This window comes from Thiomicrolovo immobilis, from assembly GCF_039645955.1.
In the GTDB taxonomy this organism is placed as follows: domain Bacteria; phylum Campylobacterota; class Campylobacteria; order Campylobacterales; family Sulfurimonadaceae; genus Thiomicrolovo; species Thiomicrolovo diazotrophicus.
On the sequence record NZ_CP147916.1, the window covers coordinates 2,119,369 to 2,142,998 of the forward strand.

The 23,630-nt window shown below is 57.6% G+C and carries 22 protein-coding genes and 1 rRNA gene; 3 read left to right on the forward strand and 20 right to left on the reverse strand.

The annotated features are described in order from the left end of the window. The 19 genes from hisC to WCX72_RS11110 form a co-directional block, all read right to left on the reverse strand. Entirely contained in the window at window positions 1-1,095 is a 1,095-nt protein-coding gene (gene hisC, locus WCX72_RS11020; protein WP_345969814.1) for a histidinol-phosphate transaminase, read from the reverse strand. Continuing rightward, on the reverse strand, window positions 1,092-2,174 hold the full coding sequence (pheA, locus tag WCX72_RS11025; protein ID WP_345971556.1) for a prephenate dehydratase: 1,083 nt from the start codon (window positions 2,172-2,174) through the stop codon (window positions 1,092-1,094). Before pheA ends, hisC begins: the two co-directional genes overlap by 4 nt. A gap of 20 nt (window positions 2,175-2,194) precedes the next feature. Then, entirely contained in the window at window positions 2,195-2,980 is a 786-nt protein-coding gene (locus tag WCX72_RS11030) for an HAD-IIA family hydrolase (protein WP_345969815.1), read from the reverse strand. 4 nt (window positions 2,981-2,984) lie between these two features. Further along, entirely contained in the window at window positions 2,985-4,199 is a 1,215-nt protein-coding gene (lysA, locus tag WCX72_RS11035; protein ID WP_345969816.1) for a diaminopimelate decarboxylase, read from the reverse strand. Window positions 4,200-4,294: 95 nt separating this feature from the next. Next, window positions 4,295-5,374 carry an LptF/LptG family permease gene (locus tag WCX72_RS11040; RefSeq protein WP_345969817.1) on the reverse strand — a complete coding sequence of 360 codons (1,080 nt, stop codon included), beginning with the start codon at window positions 5,372-5,374 and terminating at the stop codon, window positions 4,295-4,297. A gap of 23 nt (window positions 5,375-5,397) precedes the next feature. After that, window positions 5,398-5,958, reverse strand: a complete 561-nt coding sequence (gene pth, locus WCX72_RS11045) for an aminoacyl-tRNA hydrolase (RefSeq protein ID WP_345971558.1) — start codon at window positions 5,956-5,958, stop codon at window positions 5,398-5,400. Next, the gene (locus WCX72_RS11050) at window positions 5,958-6,494 is read right to left on the reverse strand and encodes a 50S ribosomal protein L25/general stress protein Ctc (protein ID WP_345969818.1); all 537 of its coding nucleotides are present in this window, start codon (window positions 6,492-6,494) and stop codon (window positions 5,958-5,960) included. The genes pth and WCX72_RS11050 overlap by 1 nt, the downstream gene beginning before the upstream one ends. Window positions 6,495-6,563: 69 nt before the next feature. Continuing rightward, window positions 6,564-7,784, reverse strand: a complete 1,221-nt coding sequence (locus WCX72_RS11055; RefSeq protein WP_345969819.1) for a PilT/PilU family type 4a pilus ATPase — start codon at window positions 7,782-7,784, stop codon at window positions 6,564-6,566. A 3-nt stretch (window positions 7,785-7,787) separates the two neighbouring features. After that, window positions 7,788-8,771, reverse strand: a complete 984-nt coding sequence (locus WCX72_RS11060) for a transaldolase (RefSeq protein ID WP_345969820.1) — start codon at window positions 8,769-8,771, stop codon at window positions 7,788-7,790. A 402-nt stretch (window positions 8,772-9,173) separates the two neighbouring features. Next, the gene (locus tag WCX72_RS11065) at window positions 9,174-10,958 is read right to left on the reverse strand and encodes a DUF4105 domain-containing protein (RefSeq protein WP_345969821.1); all 1,785 of its coding nucleotides are present in this window, start codon (window positions 10,956-10,958) and stop codon (window positions 9,174-9,176) included. Window positions 10,959-11,051: 93 nt separating this feature from the next. Continuing rightward, window positions 11,052-11,498 (reverse strand): DUF3015 family protein, encoded by a 447-nt coding sequence (locus WCX72_RS11070; RefSeq protein WP_345969822.1) that lies wholly within the window; start codon window positions 11,496-11,498, stop codon window positions 11,052-11,054. A 95-nt stretch (window positions 11,499-11,593) separates the two neighbouring features. Beyond that, window positions 11,594-12,166, reverse strand: coding sequence for a hypothetical protein (locus tag WCX72_RS11075; RefSeq protein WP_345969823.1), 573 nt, complete (start codon window positions 12,164-12,166; stop codon window positions 11,594-11,596). Between the two features lie 12 nt (window positions 12,167-12,178). After that, entirely contained in the window at window positions 12,179-12,850 is a 672-nt protein-coding gene (aat, locus tag WCX72_RS11080; RefSeq protein WP_345969824.1) for a leucyl/phenylalanyl-tRNA--protein transferase, read from the reverse strand. Next, window positions 12,847-15,051: an ATP-dependent Clp protease ATP-binding subunit ClpA gene (gene clpA / locus WCX72_RS11085; RefSeq protein ID WP_345971560.1), complete on the reverse strand. Its 2,205-nt coding sequence runs from the start codon at window positions 15,049-15,051 to the stop codon at window positions 12,847-12,849. The genes aat and clpA overlap by 4 nt, the downstream gene beginning before the upstream one ends. After that, window positions 15,051-15,350, reverse strand: a complete 300-nt coding sequence (gene clpS, locus WCX72_RS11090; RefSeq protein WP_345969825.1) for an ATP-dependent Clp protease adapter ClpS — start codon at window positions 15,348-15,350, stop codon at window positions 15,051-15,053. Before clpS ends, clpA begins: the two co-directional genes overlap by 1 nt. Before the next feature lie 173 nt (window positions 15,351-15,523). Next, window positions 15,524-16,237 (reverse strand): Rieske 2Fe-2S domain-containing protein, encoded by a 714-nt coding sequence (locus tag WCX72_RS11095; protein WP_345969826.1) that lies wholly within the window; start codon window positions 16,235-16,237, stop codon window positions 15,524-15,526. 10 nt (window positions 16,238-16,247) lie between these two features. Then, window positions 16,248-17,612 carry an FAD/NAD(P)-binding oxidoreductase gene (locus tag WCX72_RS11100; protein WP_345969827.1) on the reverse strand — a complete coding sequence of 455 codons (1,365 nt, stop codon included), beginning with the start codon at window positions 17,610-17,612 and terminating at the stop codon, window positions 16,248-16,250. 188 nt (window positions 17,613-17,800) lie between these two features. Continuing rightward, a complete protein-coding gene (locus tag WCX72_RS11105; RefSeq protein WP_345969828.1) occupies window positions 17,801-19,492 on the reverse strand; it encodes an SUMF1/EgtB/PvdO family nonheme iron enzyme in 1,692 nt (563 codons plus the stop codon). A 122-nt stretch (window positions 19,493-19,614) separates the two neighbouring features. Beyond that, a complete protein-coding gene (locus tag WCX72_RS11110) occupies window positions 19,615-20,850 on the reverse strand; it encodes an aminotransferase class I/II-fold pyridoxal phosphate-dependent enzyme (RefSeq protein WP_345969829.1) in 1,236 nt (411 codons plus the stop codon). Between the two features lie 54 nt (window positions 20,851-20,904). On the opposite strand from WCX72_RS11110, the gene bioD reads away from it, so the two are divergent. The 3 genes from bioD to WCX72_RS11125 are packed head-to-tail and all read left to right on the forward strand — an operon-like array spanning window position 20,905 to window position 23,370. Continuing rightward, window positions 20,905-21,546, forward strand: coding sequence for a dethiobiotin synthase (gene bioD / locus WCX72_RS11115; protein WP_345969830.1), 642 nt, complete (start codon window positions 20,905-20,907; stop codon window positions 21,544-21,546). Window positions 21,547-21,569: 23 nt separating this feature from the next. Next, window positions 21,570-22,451 (forward strand): aspartate carbamoyltransferase catalytic subunit, encoded by an 882-nt coding sequence (locus tag WCX72_RS11120; RefSeq protein WP_345969831.1) that lies wholly within the window; start codon window positions 21,570-21,572, stop codon window positions 22,449-22,451. Beyond that, window positions 22,438-23,370, forward strand: coding sequence for an aminodeoxychorismate synthase component I (locus WCX72_RS11125; protein ID WP_345969832.1), 933 nt, complete (start codon window positions 22,438-22,440; stop codon window positions 23,368-23,370). Before WCX72_RS11120 ends, WCX72_RS11125 begins: the two co-directional genes overlap by 14 nt. Window positions 23,371-23,496: 126 nt before the next feature. Here the strand turns inward: WCX72_RS11125 and rrf are convergent. Next, window positions 23,497-23,612, reverse strand: a 5S ribosomal RNA gene (gene rrf, locus WCX72_RS11130). Window positions 23,613-23,630 lie beyond the last annotated feature (18 nt).

Sequence of the window (23,630 nt, forward strand, 5' to 3'; positions counted from 1 at the left end):
TCAGACCAACTCCGCGGCCAGGGCGAAAAAGCGGTCGTTCTCTTCGGGCTTGCCGACGGTCACACGGATCGCGTTGAGGCCGTACCCGGCCAGGTTGCGTACGATCATCCCCTGACGCAGCAGGGCGTCGGCGACCTCCGTGGAGCTCGTCCCCTCCTTCAGACAGAGGGTGACGAAGTTCGTATAGCTCTCGATCGCCCGGATGCCGTGCGCTTCGGCGAAGGCCTCGTAACGGTCCATCTCCTCGAAGTTCTTCGCGATGCACCTCTGCACGAACGCTTCATCCTCCAGGGCCGCGGAGGCGGCTTCGAGGGAGAGGGTCGTGATGTTAAAAGGCGGGCGGAGCTTGTAGAGCGCGGTAATGATATCGCGCTGCGCAATGCCGTACCCGACCCGCATTCCCCCGAGTCCGTACGCTTTCGAGAAGGTGCCCAGGTAGAGCACATTGTCATACGCTTCGATGAGCTCTTTGGGCTCCAGGGCCTTGGCGGAATCCTTGTAGCGGGCGTACTCCATGTAGGCGCCGTCGACGATGACGAGCGTCTCCCTGTCGATCTTGGAGAGAAACGCTTTCACGTCCGCCGCGTCGGCGCTGTCACCGGTCGGATTGTTCGGCGTGCAGAGGAAGATGATGGAGGGTTTATGTTCCAGGTAGAGGGCATAGAACTCGTCGAGATCATGCGCGCGTGATGCCGTGCGGATCACCTCCGCGCCCACGTGGTGGGCGTAGATCTCGTACATCGCAAAGGTGATGCTGTTGATGAGGATCTTCTTGCCCGGCCCCGCCTTGGCGTGCACCGCGAACTCGATCACCTGGTCCGAACCGGCACCGATGACCACTTCATGCGGGTCGATGCCGAAACGTTTGGCCAGACCGTCCTTGAGCTTGTACATGGAGTCGTCCGGGTAGAGGGCCATCTTGGAAACGATCGCGCTGACCGCTTCTTGTACCTTCGGTGAGCACCCGAAAGGGTTCTCGTTGCTGGCGAGCTTGATAATGTCCTTGGGCTCGATCCCGAACTCGCGCACGACAAGCTCGATCGGCTTGCCCGCCTCATACACCCTGATGGCATCCAGTGTCTGATTGAAAGTCATTGTTCCCCTTCGACGTAGCTTCCCAGCCACGTCACTTCATCGGTATGTTTTTTCAGTATCTTCTGTACGTTTTTATCATCGATATGGCCGTAGAAATCGATAAAGAACCAGTACCCGAACCCCTCCTGGCTCTTCGCAGGGCGGCTCTCGATCTTACTGAGGTTGATCTTCGCCTTGTCGAAATCATGCAGGAAATGCACGAGGACCCCGGCGCGGGTCGTCTTTTTCAGCTTGGCGAGAATGGAGGTCTTGTCCTGCCCGCTCGGCGCGTTCTTGAAATCGCTGAGGATGATGAACCGCGTCGTGTTGTCATGGACATCCTCGATGTTCTCGAACATCATCGGCACGCCGTAGAGTTTGGCGGCGATATGGCTGCAGATCGCCGCGGCTTCCGGATCTTCCGAAGCCAGAATTGCCGCTTTTGCCGTCGACTCCACGGGGATCTGCTGTACGTTGAGCAGCCCGTGCTCGTTGAGGAAGTTCCGGCACTGCCCGAATCCCTTATCCTTGGAGTAGATCCGTTTGATGCCGTCCAGATGCGCCGCTTTGGTCGAAAAGGTCATGTGGATCGGCATGTAAAGCTCCGCGACGATCTTCATCGGGCTCGTCGCCAGCAGGTCGAGGGTCTCCCCGACGGCACCGTCCTGACGGCTCTCGATCGGGACGACGCCGAACTTCGCGCGGCCGCTCTCAAGCGCCTTGAAAACCCCCGCGATCGTACTCATCGGGAGGTATTCGCTCATGGCGCCGAAACGGCTCTCCGCGGCCTGGTGGGTGAAGGTCCCCTCGGGACCGAGGTAGACGATGCGTTCGGGCAGTTCCAGGTTGCGTGCCACCGCGAAGATCTCCAGGAAGATCGCCTCGATGGCACCGGCGTTGAGCAGTCCGTGCTGCTCGGTGTTGAGCGTCTCAAGACGCTGCAGGATCGCCTTTTCCCGTTCGGGGCGGTAGATCGGGGCCCCGCTCTTGTTTTTGATCTCCCCGACGCGTTCCACCACGGCCATGCGCTCATTGATCAGGGCCAGCAGCTCCGTATCGATGGCATCAATGGCGTCGCGGCACGCTTCGAGGCTGTCCAACGCTTTTATCGCTTCGCTTTTCACATCACACTCTTTCCGGGCGGAATCTCAGTAATGTCATTATACACCACCCTCCCCGATTCTTCCCTGCGCAACCGCGCTGTGAGCGCGTCTTCAGGGCGCACTTTGCCGCTGAGGACCAGGGCCGTGCGCATGCCCAGCGCCGCGGCACCGGTCAGGTCCCCCGCGTAGTCGTCGCTGACCATCGTCACACTCTCAAAGGCCGCTTCCGGGCGCTGCAGGCGCAGCAGACGCAGTGCTTCGCCGTAAAAAGCGTCCGAGGGTTTTCCAACGACGGTAAAAGGGACGGAAGCCGCGTAGGAAAGCATCCGCAGCAGCGCCCCCACCCCTGGGAAGCGCCGCTGCTGCGTCGCGTAGAGCGTCGTATCGTGCATGCCAACCAGCCGTGCGCCCTGCATCAGGAAGGTGATCATCTGCGCAAACTCCTCCGCGCCGTAATCGGCACGGACGGAGAGCAGCAGGGTTTGCGGCTTTTCATGCTCCCGCACATACCCAAGGGCATCGAGCTGCGCCAGGAAGGTCTCGCTGCCGTAGGCGGCCACCCCCTGTTTTGGGACTTCCCGCTCCAGCAGCATCAGGGCGTCGAGATAGTGGGTCCGGGGAATGGCGAAACCGAGGGATTGGAGGTAGGCCAGGAAGTCGCTGCTGGCGCGTTTGGTGTTGTTGGTAACGACAAGGTAGGGAACGGCATCGCGGTTGAGAGCGTCGATAAAGGCGACGGCCCCGGGAATGGGCTGCTGGCCCCGATCATCGATCAGGGTCCCCTGAACGTCGATGAAATACATGGTTTCAACCGAGGTATTTCAGCTCCGGCGCGACCAGGTCCTCGAAGGACTCCCGGTCCCGGATCAGACGGTCTGCGCCCGCTTCGACTGCGACTTCCGCCGCACGGCCGCGGGTATTGTAGTTGCTGCCCATACCGAAGCCGTATGCCCCGGCGCTGTGGACGACAAGCAGGTCGTTGTGCGCCATCGGCGGCAGCGGATACTCCTTGGCGAGGAAATCCCCGCTCTCGCAGACGGGACCGACGATGTCCGCCGGCGTCTCGTCGCCTTCATGCGCCGTGGCGGGGGCGATGCGGTGGTAGGCGCTGTAGAGGCTCGGGCGGATCAGGTCGTTCATCGCCCCGTCGACGACGACAAAGCGTTTCGCGCCGTTTTGCTTCTCGTAGAGCACCCGTGTCAGGAAGTAGCCGGCGTTGGCCGTCATGAAACGGCCCGGTTCGCAGACGACGGTGATGTCCATCCCCGTCAGGGTGGAGAGGACCGCCTGGGCGTAGTCGTACGGTGTGATCGTCGTTTCGTCCTTGTAGCGGATGCCGAGCCCGCCGCCGATATCGAAGAACTTCAGCTCGATGCCGATGGCCGCTTTGAGCGAACGCACGAGGTCGGCGACGATCTCGCTCGCTTCGCGGATCGGGTCGAGCTCGGTGAGCTGGCTGCCGATGTGGAAATGGATCCCCACGGGCTCCAGCCACTCCGAAGCGTTGGCCCGGATATACATCCGCTTGGCCGCGTCGATCTCGACGCCGAACTTGTTGTCGTGCAGGCCCGTGGAGATGTAGGGGTGGGTCTTGGGGTCGATGTTCGGGTTGACGCGGATGCTGATACGGGCGACCTGCCCCAGCTCCTGTGCGATCATCTCGACACGTCCCAGCTCCGCCTCGCTCTCGAGGTTGATGTAGAGGATATCCCGCTCGATCGCCTCGCGGATCTCGTCGTCACGTTTGCCGACCCCGCTGAAGATCACCTTGTATTTCGGAACGCCCGCCATCATCGCGCGGCGCACTTCGCCGATGGAGACGCAGTCTGCGCCGGCGCCGAGGTCGGCGAACTGCTTGACGACGCTGAGGTTCGAATTGGCCTTGACGGCGTAGGAGATAAGGGATTTGCGCCCGCGGAACGCCTCTTTCAGCGTCTCGTACTGCGCACGCATCGCATCGAAATCGTACACGTAAAGCGGCGTACCGTATGTCTCTGCCAGGGCGTTGAAGTCCATTGACATGCTTCCTTCTTTCGGGGCATCGGAAACGTTCTAGCGTCGTGGGATGCCCGGGAAAATTCTTGCGCGATAATAGCGAAAAAGGGCTAAAGGGGGCGTTAGGAGTGCGCGTCGACACCGTGCCCGCGGTTGCGGTACCAGAGGATCAGCGCCGCCGTGAAAAGCGCCAGGACCGGCAGGACGATGCCCACCTCGCTGGGGATCGTCTTGTTGTTGGAGAGCTCGGTGAGCATAAAGAGAAACGACCAGGTCATCATCGTCGCCAAGATCGCGACGAAACTGAACAGCGTGATGTTGAGAAACCGGGGGCTGATCGGGACGAAAAAGAAGATCAAAATGATCAGGCTCGGCACGAAGAGCGGCGTGATGAAAATACGATAGAGCGCGCTTTTGATCTTGTCGACATTGAGATTCTCGCTCCCCAGCAGCATCAGGGCGTCGATCGCATCAAGAATGGTGTAGTTCACCTTCCCCTCGTATACCTGGTCGAGGATCTTCGGACGGAACCCCTCGAGCAGGGTCAGGTCCTGCAGCTGCGTGACGGTGATCCCATCCCCCTCCAGGCTCAGCGTTTTGGGCTTCTGGAGCGACACGGCGTGGTTGAGGTGCCAGTGCTCGTCGGCGTAATAGGCCCCCTCGGCGGAGAGCACCTGCTGCAAAGCACCGTTTTCATGGGTAAAGATGCGGATGTCCTCGGCCCGTTCCTGGAGCGGGTAGAGCTTCCCGAAATAGACGTAGCGGTCTTTGAACGTGAAAAAGAGGTTGCTGGTCGGCTGCAGGTACTGCGCGGAACGGCGGATATTGTTCGCGTACTCGTCCGCCCGGGCAAACGAGGTCGCATGCAGGGCGATATAGAGGGTCATGATCGCCACGGCAACGCCGACGAAGGGCTTGATGACGTCGGTTTTGTTGTACCCCAGCGCATAGATCGCCACCAGGGCGTTGGAACGGATCAGGAAAATCTTCGTCGCGATCATTGCGAAGACCAAGGAGAGCGGCAGCAGCATATCGACGGCGAAAAACGTTTTGTACGTGAGGTAGATGACGATAAGGTTGGCCGACTGCAGCTTGTCCGCACTCTCCATGTAGTCAAACCCGACCATGAAAAAGACAAGGGCAAAGAGGATGACGGCGATGTACTTGAGGTAGTGATAGGCGATATACCGGAACATCAACATCGCAGGCCCCTGAAAAATATCGGTTATTGTAACGGAGTTTTTTTGACGGTGTACTTAGAGGCGACCTCGTCCATGCCCATACGCGTCAATGCCTCCACCGCGTCTGCGGCCCGCTCGATCCACTCGGGGAGGCATTCGGCCTCCTGCGGCGTAAAGGCGCTCAGGACATAATCTGCGACACGGTTGCGCTCCCCGGGGTGGCCTATGCCCATCCGCACCCGGACATAATCGGGTGAAATCGCCGTGTCGGTCGATTTAAGGCCGTTATGCCCCCCATGCCCGCCCCCGCGCTTGAAGCGCAGCGTCCCGAAGGGCAGGTCCAGGTCGTCATGGATGACGATGACCTCATCGATCTTGTAAAAACGTTTGACGTTGCCGATAGAACGGCCCGAAAGGTTCATAAAAGTGAGCGGTTTGAGTAAAAAATGGGAGGAAAATTTATAGAGGTCGCCTTCAAAGACGGCTTTTTTGACGGCATCGCATTGATGGCGCTTTAAAAGCGCATCAATGACCATGAACCCGACGTTGTGCCGGGTCTTCTCATACGCCGAACCCGGATTACCCAGTCCGACGATCAGCAAAATTACTTCGCTTTGATGATGGAGAGAACGGAAACGCGGTCAGCGTCTGTGAATGTAAACGCTTCGGATTTCTCCAGGTCGCGGATCAGAATGGAGTCACCGAGGTCGAGCGGAGCGACGTTAACAGTGATCGTATCCGGGATCTGATCGATCGCACCTTTGACGCGCAGACGCTTCTTCGCGATGTAAAGCATCCCTTTGTTCTTCAGACCAACCGGAGAACCTTCCGTTTTAACCGGAACGTTGTAGTGGGTAACGACACCCGGCTGCGCGACCATCAGGTCAACGTGCAGCAGGTTACCGGACACCGGATGAGACTCATACGCCTGAACGACAACGTTCATCTCCTGATCACCAACTTTTACCGGAAACGCCAGGGTGTTTTTGTTGCGAACTGTACGGATGAACTCATTCATCTTGAAAGCGGCGTGAACGTTTTCAAGCCCCTTTCCGTAAATGTTGGCAATCAGATAACCATCGCGGCGGAACGCTTTTGTTGCGCTTTTACCGGTACTCTCTCTAACAATACCTTCCAACATAGGTGTGTCCTTGTAATAAAATAGGACGGAATAATACTTAAATATTCTTTAAAAACAGCTAAAGAGCTTCTACTCGCTCTTGAGCTGGAAGATCTCGTCTTCGCTGAAGCGCGGCTTATCGTCATCCTCTCCTCTGGACTGCTGCGTACTGCCGTCTTTCGCGGTGACGCGGCTGGTGAGCCCCTCCATCCGGAGCTTGAGGTCTGCCGGCGACGTCGCATATTTGAACGCCTGCTCCGTCGAGATCCGCTTGGCGTTCCAGAGGTCCAGGATCCCCTGGTCGAAACTCTGAGAGCCGTAGATATCCTTCCCCTCCTCGATGGCGTCACGGATCTCGCTATCACGGTCTTCCATAATGAGCTGCGCGATATAGGGCGTATTGACGAGGATCTCGAGTGCCGCCGTCCGTTTGCCGTCGACGGTGGGAATAAGGCGCTGGGAGATGACCCCTTCCAATACCGCCGCGAGTGTCATACGGACACGGTTCTGCTCGCCGGTCGGGAAGATGGAGATAACACGGTTGATGGTCTCCTTCGCATCCAGGGTGTGCAGGGTGGAGAAGACAAGGTGCCCCGAATCCGCCGCGTGCAGCGCCGTCTCGACCGTCTCGATATCCCGCATCTCCCCGACGAGGATAATGTCCGGGTCTTCACGCAGTACGGCGCGCAGGGCGTTGGCGAAGCTCTTCGTATCCTGACCGACGCTGCGCTGGTTGACGATGCATTTGCGGTCCTTGTGGACGAATTCGATCGGATCCTCGATCGTGACGATGTGCTTGCGCAGCGACCAGTTGATCTCGTTGATAATCGCTGCAAGCGTCGTCGACTTACCCGAACCGGTGACCCCGGTGACCAGGACCAGGCCACGCTCGGTATGGGCGAATTTGTGTACGACCTTCGGCAGCCCGAGATCATCGATGGAAACGATCTTGACGGGAATGACACGGAAGACCGCGGAGACCCCGTCCATCTGGAAAAAGATGTTGACACGGAAACGGGTATTCTCATCGAAAGAGTAGACAAGGTCGAGCTCTTTTTGCCGGACGAACTCGGCGAAGCGGGTCCGCAGAAGCTCCTTGGCGAAGGTGAGTGCCTCCTCTTTCTTGAAGATCTCGCCGCTGAGCGGCGTAATGTCGCCGTTGATACGGGCACGCACGACGGAGTTGGCCTTGAGGTGAAGGTCAGACCCCCCGGCATCCATCATCCGCTTCAGGTAACCGCGCACCCGCCGCAGCGTTTCAAAGGTCAGGTTCTCAATATTGATATCGGTATCGACTTGATTTGTACTCATAAATTACTCCAATTCCGCCAGGATTTCGGCAAACGCCGTTTTGAATGCTTCGAGGCCCTCGGCCATCAGTTGGGCGCAGACCGCTTCGAGATCGACCCCGGCCGCTGCCACGGCGTCGAAGTGCGCTTCGATCCGATCCGCTTCGAGGGGCAGTTTCGCCTCTTTGTCTCCATGGGCCACGAACGCCTCGATCGTCTCGATCGGCGCGGTGTTGACACTGTGCGCCGCCAAAAGCGCATCGACGTAGTAGGAGGGGCGCAAGCCGCCTCCCTTGACGCCGGTCGACGCAAACAGCGCCCGGCAGCGCGGCACCTCCAGCGCCTCGATCGCTTCATAGATCGCTGCGGCGTTATAGACTCCCGCCAAAGAAGGCTGTACCCCCTTGGACTCCAGGGCCGCATCAATAGCGCGGTCCAGGCGGCTGACGAAAATACTGATCACCGTATCGACCTGCGTGGCACCCTTCTCCAGTCCCCGGGCAAAGGAGTTGGCACAGGCCAAAGCCTGCGCCTTGGAGAAGATCAATGTCGCGTTGACGGGGACACCTTCGCCGACGAGTGCCTCCATGGCGACATACCCCGCGTCCGTTGCGGGAACTTTGATCATCACATTGGGACGGCTGATCTCTCTGAAAAGGCGGCGTCCCTCCTCGATCGTACCGACGGCATCGTCGCAGAGATAGGGGTCAACCTCGATGCTGACATAGCCGTCATTGCCCTGATCGAACAGCGGCCGCAGCGCATCCGCCGCTTTCTGGATATCCGTGATCGCCAGGGCCTCGTACTTCGCCTTGGGGGTATGATTCTGCAGCGTCTCGAGCTGCATCTGGTACGCCGGCGACGTCAAAATAGCGTTTTTAAAAATGGCGGGGTTGGACGTCGCTCCGTTGACAATTCCCTGTTCAACAAGCCGTTTCAGACCCGTATCGATAAAATCGCGTTCAATGAAATCGGCCCAGAGGGAAAACTCTATTTGCGGGATGTACATCGTCTCTCTTCTTTTCTGATATAGTCTACTGATTATAACCGAAAGCGGCACCGGTGTCTATAAAAGTATGGGTACCTCTAACAACCCTGTATGGATCTCAGAGGGTTTTTGAAGCGTGAGATTTTCTTTGTTTTCTGCGCAGGTCTAGCCGTAGCTAAGTTAAGAAGAAAACGGAGGAAAGATCGTGCTTCAAAAGCCCTCCCAAAGGGCGCTGCAGAGAAAAGCCATAGGTTTGGGTGATTAGCAACCTTACTCGCTGAAAATGTGCATTTCGCACATTTCTCACCGAGGTATCGTTGCCGCTTTTCGACTTAGCTACGGCCACGTCTTCAAAGCACCGCCTTGATTATAACTTTCTCTGCAGCGCTGAGACCATACAGGGTTGTTAGAGGGGCCCGCACGTTAATAATAGTGGACAAATTCAGCCGTGAAACTGCGTTGCGCTCCCGCCGTTTTATCCGTGTAGTCGAAGGAAAGTTTCAGGGCGTTGTTCTGTGAGAGGCGGCCGGTGTGTTCCACCCGTCCCGTCCACTGGCGCATCCCGTCCGCATAGAAACGGTACCCCCCTTCCGCGGCAAGCTTGGAACCTCCCCCCACTTCGAAAAGGAGCCCGAAGGTCGTTTTGAGCGCGCCGTACCCTTTGTCCGTCACGAACAGTTCCGGCTCCGCCAGGGCATACCCGTACCCCCAGGAGCCTCCCGCCGCGACGCCCGCTCCCACGGCCGTACTGAAAACCGTCTCCCGTGTCACGAAGTTCTGGTCCCACCCCGCGTGCATCCGCCAGGAGAAGGGTTTGAAAAAGGCGCTCTGCGGCGCGAGGGACGTAATGGAAACGATGGTCGCCTGCTCAACCGCGGCACCGTCTTGGTCATAGCGCGCCAGAAGGTCCAAAAACTCAATCTGCGTTCCCGGCATGAATCCGATGTCACTGTCGCCGAGGTCGTGATAGGCCGGGCGGATACCGAGCTGCTGATAGGGGTGGCCGTCCCGCCATCCCGTCCCCAGCCGCGCCCGGGTCGCCCGGTGCCCCTCGTCGGGATTGCGGGGCGTTGCCACCGGCAGCTGCTCCCCCTTCCCCAGCGACGCCCGGGCGGAGAGGATGGCGTGGAAACGCTCCGAATAGGTCGCCTTGTCCACCTCCCCTTTCATCAAGCGGTACTCGGCAAGCTCCGATGCGGCTTCAAGGGTGTAGCGTTTCATCTGCGTGGCACGCGCCGAGTCGTTCAAGACTGCTCTGGGGGCAAGCGTCCCGTCGGCCAGGGCCATGGCTTCGGCTTCGCCCCGGCGGTCCAGAACCTTTTCATAGGCCAGCAGCAGCGTCCGTTTCGACGGCCGGTAGTGCTTGGCCCGTACCAGCCTCTCCTCCTCGGTGGCATGCACGGTCTCCATCGGGATGATGTGATAGGCGAAATGGCCGCGCACATCGACGTCCGGCCGGGCGATCTCCATCAGCCAGAGCATGTTGTACGAACAGTTCTCGTCGAAGAAGAAATACCAGTTGTACACCCCCTTCAGCTCCCAGATATGGCGGATCATCGCCATCACCTCATCATGGTTGAGGTCCAGATCATACTCCCAGACATCGCGCTGTTCCGTATCCCGGTACTCTTTGAGCTTCTCATAATAGGGCAGCAGGGAGTAAAAACCGGGGTAGCCCCCGAAGAGCCCTTTGACCGCGAAGACGACACCGTTCTCTTTGTCGGGGTCTGCACCGGCAGCGTAATTGATGGCGTAGGAGAGCATCTTCGACTCATAGGAGGAGTCGATGCGCAAAAAGGTATGACCGAACATGGAGGCCGGGGAGTTGATATGCGCCGAGGAGAAGACCAGCGTCACCGACTGCGGATCCATCTTCCGCACCAGCGTCTCGTAGGCGTTGCAGTGCAGTTCCGACAACCCCTCGAGCCCCAGCTGCTTTTGCAGCCAGGCGCGGCGGGCGGGGAAACGGCATCCCGTCGCGTTGTCATCGAAACGGGTCTCGCCGTAGAGCGCCGTGAGCGTAGCGTTGAGTTCGGCTTCCGCATCGCTTTTGCCGCCCGGTGCGAGAAAAAACGCCGGGTCGTCGACTTCACTGACGTCCCCGGGCATATGCAGCAGCAGGTGCCAGTAGCGGCTGTGGGCCAGGCCCGTCGCCGCCGCCTTATCAAGGGCGTTTTCCAATACGTCTGCCTGCAGTATACACGGCAATATCATCACTATCATCAGGAAACGGTACAAGAAAAAACCCTTTTAGGGAAGATGGAAGGATGGGCCGGAGGAACCGGCCCGGTAAAAGCAGATTCAGCCCTCGACGGTTGCGATGTTGTCGAGAACGTCAGCCATCTTGACGTCGCCGGACGTGTAGATGCTGTTGTAGTTTTGCTGCAGGGAGGCTGCAAAAGCCGCTTTGTCGTCGACTTTGAGCAGTTCCGCGAGCGTATCGACGCTTTCGCCGCCACCGATCGCCGCCTCTTTTGCGAGCTGATCCATGTTGGATGCAACGAATTCTGCCGCACGGTCGTTCATCACCAGCGGCATGCGCTTACAGCCAGATGTACCGGACGTAATACCGAAGGTCTGGTTAGCAGAGGTTCCGTTCGTTGTCGCCTGCAGGGCGAGCATCAACGCGGAGCTGTCATCTTTGATGATCATCGCGCCGAGACCGCAGCCTGTCTGGCTATTGACACCGGCGAATGCTGCCGAACTGAGTGCCGCAACCGCAGCAAGACTTACAAGTACTCTTTTCATAGTGACTCCTTCATCGTTTGATGATGGTTCAGTATAGGAATTGTTTCCTTAAAGCGGTCTAATAACCCACACTTTATCACCGCCATTAGCAGCGGCTATTCGTTGAGCTCGTCATCTTTCCAGTACTTCGTGCCCTGGATCGTCGCCTGCAGCGCCAGGCCCGTCTTGGTCAGCTGATAGAGGCGGATGCCGGGCGCCACGGTGATCGCCCCACCGAACGCCGCACCTTTATCATCCGCTTTGGCCGCAGCATCCGCCTGGGCATTGGCTTCCCACCCTTTGTTGATGAAGCCCTCGTAAACCTCCTTGTTTTCGAACAGGAAAACGCCGCGGAAGTCCTTGATGCCGATACCGAGGCCCACGCCGACGGTCCCCATATTCATATAGGTATCCTTGCCCGTCTTGTTGTCGTGCGCCACGCCGGAACCGCCGCCGGCGGAGACGAGGATGATATTCACCCCGATGTTGCTGAAGACCGCGTAGCCGTACGCTTTTTTAATGATCGCTTTCGCTTCCGGCGCCTCTTTGTAGAGCATCGCCAGCGTCTCCGTTCGCATCTTCTGCACCTCCTGGCGCTTCTCCTCGGCCGTCTTTCCGCTCCAGAATCCTGAAAGCAGCATGACGCCCAGCAGTGCCAGAACCGTTGCCTTGATCGTTTGCCGTTTCATGCCCGCTCCTTTTTATGCTTGCATGAAACCCATTATACCTTTATCACGTAACTGTTCAAGACGCAACAGAAAATAATCACGGTTCACTTCGATCGCCCCCAGACTCTTGAGGTGCTCCGTCGGTACCTGCGCATCGATCATTTCAAAACCGCGGGCTTTCAGATGTTCGACGAGCGCGGCGAACGCGGCCTTGGAGGCGTCGCTGACATGGGCGAACATTGATTCGCCGCAGAACATACCGCCGACCTCGACCCCGTAGAGCCCGCCGACGAGCCGCCCCTCCTGCCACGCCTCGACGGAGTGCGCATGACCCATCGCGTGAAGGACCTCATAGGCCTCGACCATCTCCGGAAGGATCCAGCTCCCCTCCTGGCCCGGTCGCGGCGTCGTCGCACAGGCGCGGACCACGTCGCCGAAGGCCGTATTGAAACGGATCTCGAAATGTTTCAGCCGCTTTCGCAAAGAGCGGCGCAGCACGAAGTCGTCAAGATTGAGAATGAACCGGGGATCGGGGGACCACCACAAAATGGGATCGCCTTTGCTGTACCAGGGGAAAATGCCGCTGCGGTAGGCCAGCAGCAGCCGCGAGGGCGAGAGGTCGCCGCCGAAGGCGACGATACCGGATTCGTCGGCGTCCCTCGGGTCGGGAAATGCCAGTTCGTATCGGATCTGCTGCGGAATCACACCGCCGCCTCTTCCTCCGCATGTTCGTCGTACGTGAAAACGATCTCGTTTTTGTAATCGACGTGGACCGTTCCGCCCGCCTTCAGACGGCCAAACAGCATTTCGTTGGTAAGGGGATCTTTGATCTTTTCCTGGATGATCCGGCCGAGCGGGCGGGCACCCATCGCTTTGTCGTAACCCATCTCCGCGAGGTAGCCGCGGGCTTTTTCGCCCAGGGTAATTGTAATACCCTTCGGCGCCAGCTGCGTATTGAGCTCGCCGATGAACTTGTCGACGATCCCCTCGACGATATCGCAGTCCAACGGCGCGAACTCGATGACGGCGTCGAGACGGTTACGGAACTCCGGCGTAAAGAAGGCCTTGAGCGCCTCGCCGCGGGCCAGGCTGCTGTCGGCATTGAAGCCCATGACACTGCGCTCCGTCGCGCCGACATTGGAGGTCATGATCAAGATGACATTCTTGAAGTTCGCCTTGTAGCCGTTGTTGTCCGTCAGCGTTGCGTTGTCCATCACCTGCAGCAGCACGTTGATCAGCTCCGGGTGCGCTTTTTCGATCTCGTCGAGCAACAGAACCGTATAGGGGTGCTTGCGGATTGCCTCTGTCAGCAGCCCGCCCTGCTCGTAGCCTACATAGCCCGGAGGAGCACCGACCAGGCGCGAAAGCGCGTGTTTCTCCATATATTCGCTCATATCGAAACGCTCGAAGTGGACCCCCAGCGTCTCCGCCAGGGACTTGGCCAGTTCGGTTTTGCCGACGCCCGTCGGCCCCGCAAAGAGGAACGACGCGATCGGCCGCTCTTCGGGGTTAAGCCCGGCGCGGCTGCGCTTGATCGCCAGGGCGACTTTTTCGACCGCCGCATCCTGCCCGATCACCCTGCTGCGCAGGTCGCGTTCCAGGTGTTCAAGCCGCAGCGTATCGTCTTCGCACACTTGCGAGGTCGGGATCCCCGTCATCTTCGCGATAACGTTTTCGATATCGAGGGCTTCGACGACGTTGCGGTCATGTTTTTTCAGATGGAACGACGCCCCCGCCTCGTCGATGAGATCGATAGCGACATCGGGCAGGAAGCGGTCGGAGATATACTTCTTCGACAGCGACACCGCCACTTCAAGGGCCTTGTCCTCGTAGGTCAGCTTGTGGTGCTTTTCATATTTCGGACGGAGTCCCTTGAGGATCTCGACGCTCTCCGCCTGGCTCGGCTCATCCACATCGATTTTCGCAAAGCGTCGGCTCAGCGCGCGGTCTTTCTCGAAAACGTTGCGGTACTCGGCATAGGTCGTCGCCCCCATACACTTCATCGCCCCTGAGGCCAGGGCCGGTTTGAGCTGGTTGGAGGCGTCCATGCTGCCGCCGTTGACGGCACCCGCGCCGACAAGAGTATGGATCTCGTCAATAAACATGATGGCGTTCTTGTGCGCCGTCACCTCATCAATAACCCCTTTGAGGCGCTTTTCGAAGTCGCCCCGGTACTTCGTCCCGGCAAGCATCGCCCCGAGGTCCAGGGCGTAGACGGGGGCCTCCTCGAGCAGTTCGGGGACCTCGCCGTCGGCGATGCGAATCGCCAGGCCTTCGGCGATGGCCGTCTTGCCGACGCCGGGTTCACCCACGAGGAGCGGGTTATTCTTTTTCCGGCGGCAGAGCGTCTGCACGACCCGCTCGATCTCATCGGTCCGGCCTATGACCGGGTCGATGCGGCCGGCGCGCGCCTGCGCCACCAGCTCCACCGTATACTTCTCAAGGTAGCTCTCCTCCGCGTCCGACACGGACTGCGGCTGCACATCCTTGTGCGAAATCACCTCCAGAACGTCGACGCGGTTGATATCGCTCTCGAGCAGTACCTGGCAGGCGTAGGTGTGTTTCTCTTCGTAAATCGCCGCCACGAGGTCACCGACTTCCGCCTGCTGCTTCTGCGCGCTCTGGATATGGCGGATCATCTGGTCGATCATCCGTGAAAGCGCAACGGTCTCGAAGGGCTCCTGAGTCACATCTTCGGGCAGGGGGTCCATCGTCATGGAGAGGTAACGGCTGACCATCGCGCGCATCGCCGCGACGTCGCCGCCGCACTCCCGGATGATGGCGATCCCCTCTTTTGAACCGAGCAGGGCATAAAAGACATGCTCGATCGTCAGATATTCATGCCGCTGATCTTTGGCATACAGCAGCGCTTTTTGAAAGACGGCATTAAGTTCGGCACTGATCATCACGCTTCCTCCATCGTTGCCTTGAGCGGGTACCCATGCTCCCGGGCCAGGCGGCTAACCTGCATCACTTTGGTCTCTGCCACTTCATAGGTATAGACGCCGCAGAGACCGCGGTCCTGGCGGTGGATATCGAGCATAATCTGCTCCGCTTCCTGATAATTTTTATGAAAAATACTCATCAAAACCTCGACGACGAAATCCATCGATGTGTAGTCGTCGTTAAGCAAAATCACTTTGTATTGTCCCGGCTCCTTGAGCAGCAGTTCACCCTCAAGTTCAAGCTCTTTTTTGGTACTCAAACCTTGTCCTTAAAACGTACATTCCACTGCCTCTGCGGTGAAAATGCATAAATCGATCTTGTTTATTACTTCTTTTAGTTACGTCAGTTAGATTAGCAGGGATTGTGTAAGCAACGACTTAAAAATGCAGATTAACGGCAGAGGCCCCGGAAAAGCCTGCCGCGCGAAGGGGCTCAGAGTTTGACGATGTCCCGGGTATAGTCGCTCAGCAGAACGGTTTCGGCACGTTCGGCCACTTTGGCTTTTGCCTTGCGTTTGCTTCCGAACTGTTCTTTGAGCTCGCGGCGGAAACTGCCGAAAAACTCGTGGAACTTGTCTTTGCCCAGGACGCCTACCGCCCAGAGGGTGTTGTCGCTGCCGACTTCGAGCACGATGGCCGCCAGCGGCTGCGGCGCCTTGCCCTCCTTAACCCGGCAGCCGCGCTCCGCGTCGTAGACGGAAGTATGCCCGTCGCAGACGATATCCCCCGCAAAACGCTCTCCGGGATTTCGGAACGTGATGAAACTGTCATTTTTGTTAATGTGCGTCAACTGGTGCGGGCAGATCCCGCTGTAGGCAACAATCGTTCCCTTGCTGCCGACGCCGCCCTTCCAGACGTATTCGTTCCCGAATTCGTCGGTCAGCTCAACGTCTTTCACCGTCGGCATCGGCAGGTTGACCAACAGGCATGATGTGCCGGCATAGGGATAGTTAAAGACATAATTCTCGCCCGTTTTCAGCGCATCGGCCTTCAAAGGAGCGCCGTTGCCATCAACGAGCTGCACCTTGGCGTAACGTTTGTACAGGGCGCCGTCCTTGGCCATCAGGGTCTGCCCGATCGTGGAAGGGTTGATCGCGATCACCGCACCCGTTGCACTGAGTACCTTTAAAAAATTTCTGCGTTCCATTCCTTGCCTCCTATGCGTTGAACATGTCGCGGTACATGCCTTTGGCCCACTCCATCAGGCCACGACCGTTGTTGATGCCGACACGCCCGTCCCATGTCTCGTTGGTGTAGACATTGGCAAACGTAAAGCGTTTGGCCTTCGCATCATAAGCGTACCCGGCGTTGATCGAAATGGCCAGGACCGGATCGCTGGCAACGGCCGAGTAGCAGATTGTCAGCGGCGATTCCCACGGCGTCTCCTCTTCCCCGTTGATTTTGGCGGCGATCCGTTTGGCGATGTAGACGCCTTCCGTATTGGCGGTATTGCCGGACTTGCTGAAGCCCATCGGGCGGACATCGCCCCCGCAGTAGATCTCCGGATGGCCGTTGACCTCGTAGGTCAGTACGTTGATATCGGCCTCCATCTTGTTGAAGATACTATCCTTCGCGACCCCCGCGACCTCCAGGATCTTACCGCCGCGTACATGCGGATAAAACGCGGCATCCTCAAAGGCGATAACATCATCGTAGTCGGTCATCACCTCTTTTTTGTCCAGATCGAACGTCGCGATCTTCGTCCCTGGGTGATACTCGATGTAGTCCTTATAGAGCTTCTCAAAGGCCGAGTGGAACCCTTCTGCCTTGATCGTGATATCGTCATTTTCATCGATCAGGACCACCTTGCCTTCGATGCCCTCTTTTTTGAAATAATCTGCGATGAGACAGGCCCGTTCGTAGGGTGCGGGAAGGCAGCGGTAGTTTCCGCCGGGCACCGTCAGGATGAAGTTGCCCTCTTCAAAATCAAGCACTTTGTTGCGCAGGGTGAGGTGCTCCGAACCCGGTTTGAAGCCCGCCGGGTACTCCGTACGGAGCCGACGTTCCAGCGCCGGGTCCTTCGTCCATCCCGAATAGTCGTAATCGATGCCGGGCGCAAGGACGAGGTAATCATAGGTAAGATCGCCGTCGCTCGTCATGACCGTGCGCTTTGCCTTGTCCACCCCGACGACCGTGGCGTTGAAAAAGGTGTAATTGTTTTCCCGAGCGGCCTGAAGGTAATCGTGTATCAGGAAGTCAAGCTCCACCGCCTCGACCAGCCAAAGGTTGCTGACCGGGCAGGACATGAATTCGCCGCGCTGTTCGACCAGCACGACGTCGGCGTTCGGCGCATACTTTTTAACGTACTTGGCCACCGTCAGACCGGACCATCCCCCGCCGACGACGACCACCCGCGGTGCACCGGTTTTCGGCAGCGCCGCTTCCGTGCCGACACCGACGCTCCCGACATTCGTCATCTCCTCTTCATCCGGCCCGAGTCCCATCTGCGAGCACCCCGCAGCCCCTATCGCGGCAGCGGCGGCACCGGAAAGTTTGAGCAGATCTCTGCGTGACAATCCCATGATTCCCTCCTTGTACAATTCGTGTGGCATACTCAACCATTTTTGGTGAACACCCATTGTCACTTCTTCAAGCTTAAAGGAAGAAGAAACTATTACTGAAAATAATATATTACATTTTACTTATTATTTTAAATTTATAAATATTATTTTTAGTGATAGCAAGAATTGTGAGATGGCATGGAGCTCGTTCAGGGCTCGAGGATGAGCCTGAAACCGACGGTTTCGCTCCGGAAAGCGGGAATATTGGAATCGCGGTAGGAGGGCGAGAGTTCCTCTGCACTGCTCTTGATGGAGCCCCCGCGGATGATCTTCATCGCCTCATTGTCGGAAACGAGACTCTCCGCTTTGGAAGGGGCGCTTTTATAATCGGGGGTCGCCCCGTCCTGACACCACTCGGCCACATTCCCGGCCATATCGAAAAGACCGAAGGCGTTGGGCTGCAGCAGGCCGCGGGAGTGCACGAATCCGTGGGCATTCGTTGCCATCCAACCATACTGGGCGGCATTAGAGGCACTGTCACCCCAGGCATAAAGCGTATCGCTGCCGGCACGGGCGGCGTACTCCCACTCCGCTTCCGTCGGCAGGCGGTAATGCTTGCCCGACATTTTGCTCAGCCACTCGGCATACGCCATGGCCTCTTCCCAGCTGACGTACGCCACCGCCGCACTCTCGTTTTTGAGCAGTTTTTTCTTGCGGTACTTCGCCCCCGTTGCCTTCAAAAAGGCGCTGTAGGCTCTGTTGCCGACTTCATAGGCACTCATTTTCAGCCCCGCTTTAACCGTCACCATATGCACGGGTTTGCTGTTTTCAAACTGCTCGGCACCCATCAGGAAAACGCCTTCGGGGATCGCCACCATCTCCGCCGGTTCAATGTATTGCGGAGCTTCCGCTGCGGCCGCTGTACCGTCGACCAGTGCCTTCTGCTCCGCTTTCAGGCGTGCGAGGGTTTCTTGCTGCGCTTTGAGTTCGGCTTCCACCTTCTCCAGCTCCTGGTTCTTGGAAGTGACCGCCCCTTTGTCGTCGGCGGCACTCTTCTCTTTGGCTTTGAGCGCATTGATGCGGTTGGCTGCCGTCTGGTTATACACTGATTCGGGATAGGCGATCAGGAAGGCTTCATATCCGACGACACTGTTTTTGGCCTCTGCACGCTGCCACGCCTTGTCCGCGGGCGTCAGCAGCTTGGCGGGAACATTGAAATAGAAGTCCGCCGCGGCAATACGGGAGTGGACCCCCGCTTTGGAGAGCTTGTCGGCCAGCGCATCCATATCGTCATGGCCTTTTCCGACCGTTTGCATGAGGTGGCCGAACAACGGCGAACTGACCGATTTTCCATTCCAGCGTACGAGGGTATCCGCCTCCTTGACATCCTTGACGGCGTCAAGGATCAGCTCTCCGTCCGTCGTATTCGCTTTGCCGCTGTAACGGAAGGCATCGACGACGCCCAGGCTGACCCGGGGCGTGTGGCGCTGCAGCTTCTGCAGCAGAAAGTCAAAACTGACCGCGGAGAGACGCAGTTGGGGCAACCCCTCCAGCTTCATCCGAGCCGGCATCATCCACGCCTGTGAATCGTGTACGACCATCCGTCCGCTGTAAACAAGGGTGATGACGGCATTCGGGGTGATCCCTTTGTCAAAACTGCGGAAGGTTTTAATCAGCTCCGCCCGGTCAAGATTAAAGGCCGTGACCGTCGTGAAGCCCTTGGATTTCAGAAAAGACGCCAGCGCCTGTGCCGACGAAACCGCCCTGTCATCATTCGTCTCGGTGGTCAGTCCGTTCGCGATCACCAACGCATAACGCTTCTCACTCTTCATCTGCTCTACGGTGGCGGAAAAGAGTAACGAAACACCCAGGAACAAAAAGAAGAAAATAGTACGCATCATAAGCCTTGCAGGGGTATCAAAAGGCCTATATTATCATTTCCTTAAGCTTACAACCTAATTAAATATAACAATCCATGTCTGCTAACGGCTTTTGTGACTCCCCTTGACGCACCCGCGCGCCGTTACTCGGCGGCCGCGATAAAGTCGCGGATAAGGTCATCAGGGTTCTCCAGCCCGACCGACACACGGATCAGCCCCGGTGTGATCCCGAGAAACGCGCGTTCATTGTCGCCGAAGTCACTGTAGATCGTCGAAGCCATATGCAGCGCCAGTGTCCGGCTATCGCCGATGTTGGCCGTGATCGTCACCAGTTTCGTTTTGCGCAGAAAGTCGTAGGCGGCCTCCGCACTTCCCATATCGATGGTAAAGAGCGGCCCCGTCCCGTTGCCAAACTGCGTGGCATAGCGGTCGCGGTGCGGGTGGTCCCGCAGCGCAGGGTGATTGACATTCAGCCCCGCCTCTTTCAGCGCATGCACCACTGTTTCGACACTGTCAATGATCCGATTCAGCCGCAAGGGGAGCGTCTCAAGTCCCAGCACCGTCAGATAGCTGTTGAATGCCGACGGGCTCATGCCGAAGTCACGCATCGCCCGTTTTTTGCCGACTGCGACGAGGGCCATCGCCCCCATCTTGTCAATGAACTTGTGGATCGACGCATAGCGCGGCGTCTTGAACTTGTCTTTGCCCTCGCCGATCGCCCGGAAAACGGCGGCACCGCCCAGGGCCGACGCGTTTCCGGCGATCAGTTTTGTCGTCGAATAGACGACGACATCGGCACCGAGTTTCAACGGCTGGATGCTCAAAGGCGTCACGGTATTGTCCACCATCAGGGCGATCCCGTGTGCATCGGCGATCGCTGCGACAGCCTCAATGTCCGGCAAACGCATGTTCGGGTTCCCGACACTTTCGAGGTAGATCAGCTTCGTCTTTGCAGTGATGACCGCCTCGACCTCTTCGAGGGCATCAACGTCAAAAAAGGCGGTACGGATGCCGAAGCGTGTGAGGGTCTCCTCAAAAAAGGAGTACGTTCCCCCGAACAGACCGCCGATACTGATGATCTCATCCCCGCTCTCCAGCAACGACATGACCGCCAGAGTCGTCGCGGCCATGCCCGAACTTGTTGCGATGGCACCGACGCCACCGTCCATCTGGGCCAGGAGGCTCTCCAGTTTCCCTGACGTCGGATTGCCCACACGGGCATACAGCGGCTTTTTCACACTGCCGTCAAAGATCCCTTCCGCCGTCTCCGGGTCTCCGTACGCAAAGGCCGCCGAGTTGGCGATCACGGGCGAGACTGCCCCCTCCTTCGCTCCCGTTCCTTGCACGAACTGTGTCGTAAACGCTTCAAAACGATTCATTGCTTTAAACCTGTTGATTGTAGAATTGGCACATTATAGCCGAAAGAGGATTAGTTGGCCCAACACATTTTTATCACAGCGACCAATACGGAGATAGGCAAAACTTATACGACAGTCAAACTGATGCATGCACTGAGTGCGCGCGGCCTTCATGTCGGTGTTGTCAAGCCGATCGAAACCGGTGTCACGACTGCCCCCGAGGACGGCACCCTGCTGCTGCAGGAGCTCAAACAGCTCAACCCCCAGGCGTGGGCCCTCGACATCGACGATATCGTTCCCGTACAGTTCCCGCTGCCCGCAGCCCCCTATGTCGCCAAGGGGAAGGCTGCCATCGACTGGCATGCCATTGACCGTGCCGTCGAAGCGATGGATGCGATCTGCGACGTCTGTCTGATCGAAGGGGCCGGCGGACTGCTGGTGCCCGTTGACGCCCAGACCGACATGATCGACCTGATCCCCCGGTACCGCGCCAAAGCGCTGCTGGTTGCCCACTGCCGTCTCGGCGGCATCAACGACCTGCGTCTCAGCCTTGAAGCACTCGAACGGCGCGGCATCGCAGCCGAATGGGTGTTGAACTGCCGGGAAGGTGACGCGGGGTTCGATGAGACCTCCCGCCCCTGGTTCGATACCGTCGTGCCCGGATGGCACCGTCTTGAAGACGATATTGAGCAACTTTGCGACGCGCTTTTGCTATAATTCTCCAAAAATAAAGAGGGTCCATGCAGCATCTCATCCGTACCGACGACTTCAGCACAGAAGAGATTCTTGCCCTCTACAACGATGCGGATCTCTACGCGCAGGGCGGATTTCACCGTATTCTGCAGGACCGCATTATCATCACCCTCTTTTTTGAAAACTCTACACGGACCCGCAGCTCCTTCGAAATCGCCGCAAAACGGCTTGGGGCCGAAGTCGTCCACCTCGATGTCGGCAAAAGCTCCACGAAAAAAGGGGAAACCCTCGTTGATACGGCAATGAACCTTGACGCGATGGGGCCGGATGCCATCATCGTCCGTCATGCCAATGCCGGGGTACCGAAGATCCTCTCCAACCATACCCGTGCCGCCATCATCAACGCCGGCGACGGGGCCCATGCTCACCCCACCCAGGCCCTGCTCGATCTGTTTACCCTGCGCAAACATTTCGGGGACGTGGGCGGCAAACGCATCGCCATCGTCGGCGATATCAAGAACTCCCGGGTTGCGAACTCCAATATTGAACTACTGCAGCGCTTCGGTATGAAGGTGACCCTCGTCAGCCCGCCCCAGTTCATGCCGCAGACCGACCTGCCTTCCACTTACCACCTGCAAGACGTGATTGACAACGTCGACGCCATCATGAGCCTCCGCACCCAGACGGAGCGCCACTCCCAGCCCAGCTACGCATCACTGCAGGATTATGCCAGCGACTTCTGCATCACCAAAGAGCTTGTCGGCGACCGTGACATCATTATCCTGCACCCGGGGCCTGTACACCGCAATATCGATATTGATGACGACCTTCTGGCCGATGAGCGATGCAAAGTCCTTGAACAGGTCTCCAACGGCGTTTCCGTACGCATGGCCGTGCTCAAAAAACTGATCCTTGATGGCAACCGCTAGTCTCAACACCCTCTGCACGCAATCCGTTCCCTTCTTTTTTCTTTCCGATTTTGAAGGGAAGGATCTCGCCTGCTATCCCCTCGATACCCTGGCCGATGAGGACATCGAATTTGCATTCCATGCAACAGGCACCCCCCATGATACCAGGGTAGACAAACAGCCTGTCGGGTTTGAAACCTATAAAGAGAAGCTGCTAAGGGTTCAGGAGTACATTAGAAACGGCGAAACTTATCTGCTGAACCTGACCCAACCCACGCCAATCGAATGCAGCGATAGCCTGCATACCATTTATACCAAAGCCAACGCACCCTTCAAACTCCGCTTCAAAGATCAATTCGTCTGCTTCTCCCCGGAGAAATTCATTGAGATCATCGATGATAAGATCTATACCTACCCTATGAAAGGGACCATCGACGCGTCCCTCCCCCATGCGGAAGCGACGATTCTCAGCGATGAAAAAGAGATGGCGGAACACCTAATGGTCGTCGATCTCCTTCGTAACGACCTCGGCATCGTAGCGACCAATATACAAGTCGAAAAATTCCGTTATATCGACAGAATTAAAGCCGGAGCCAAAACACTTCTTCAGGTCAGTTCCAAGATCTCGGGACAGCTGGAAAACACATGGCCGTCACGCATCGAAGAGATACTGCATTCACTGCTGCCCGCAGGGAGTATCAGCGGTACACCGAAAAAACGTACCGTGGAAATCATCAAAGAGGTCGAAGGATACGAACGCGGCTATTTTACAGGGGTATTTGGCTATTTTGACGGCACGAACCTCTACAGTGCCGTTTCCATCCGCTTTATCGAAAATACGCCGTATGGGCGCGTCTACAAGAGCGGCGGCGGCATCACAATAGACAGTGATGCACAAAAAGAGTATGAAGAGCTTATCGACAAGATCTATATTCCCTGAGCATGAGTGAGTACATTGATATTGAGTAGACAGATTGCTAAGATAATGTAGTTTGCATCCAGTGATTGTTTAGAAGAAAAATGGTTTTAGTGATTATGATTGATGTAAGAAGTAGAAAATCCGAGAACCAGGCGGCGACCTACGTTCCCAACCCTGAAAGGGTCAGTATTATCAGCGATGAGAGGCTTAGCTTCCGGGTTCGGAATGGGGCCGGGCGTTTCCCTCTCTCTATAGCCACCTGGACAATCGGATCTAAAGGC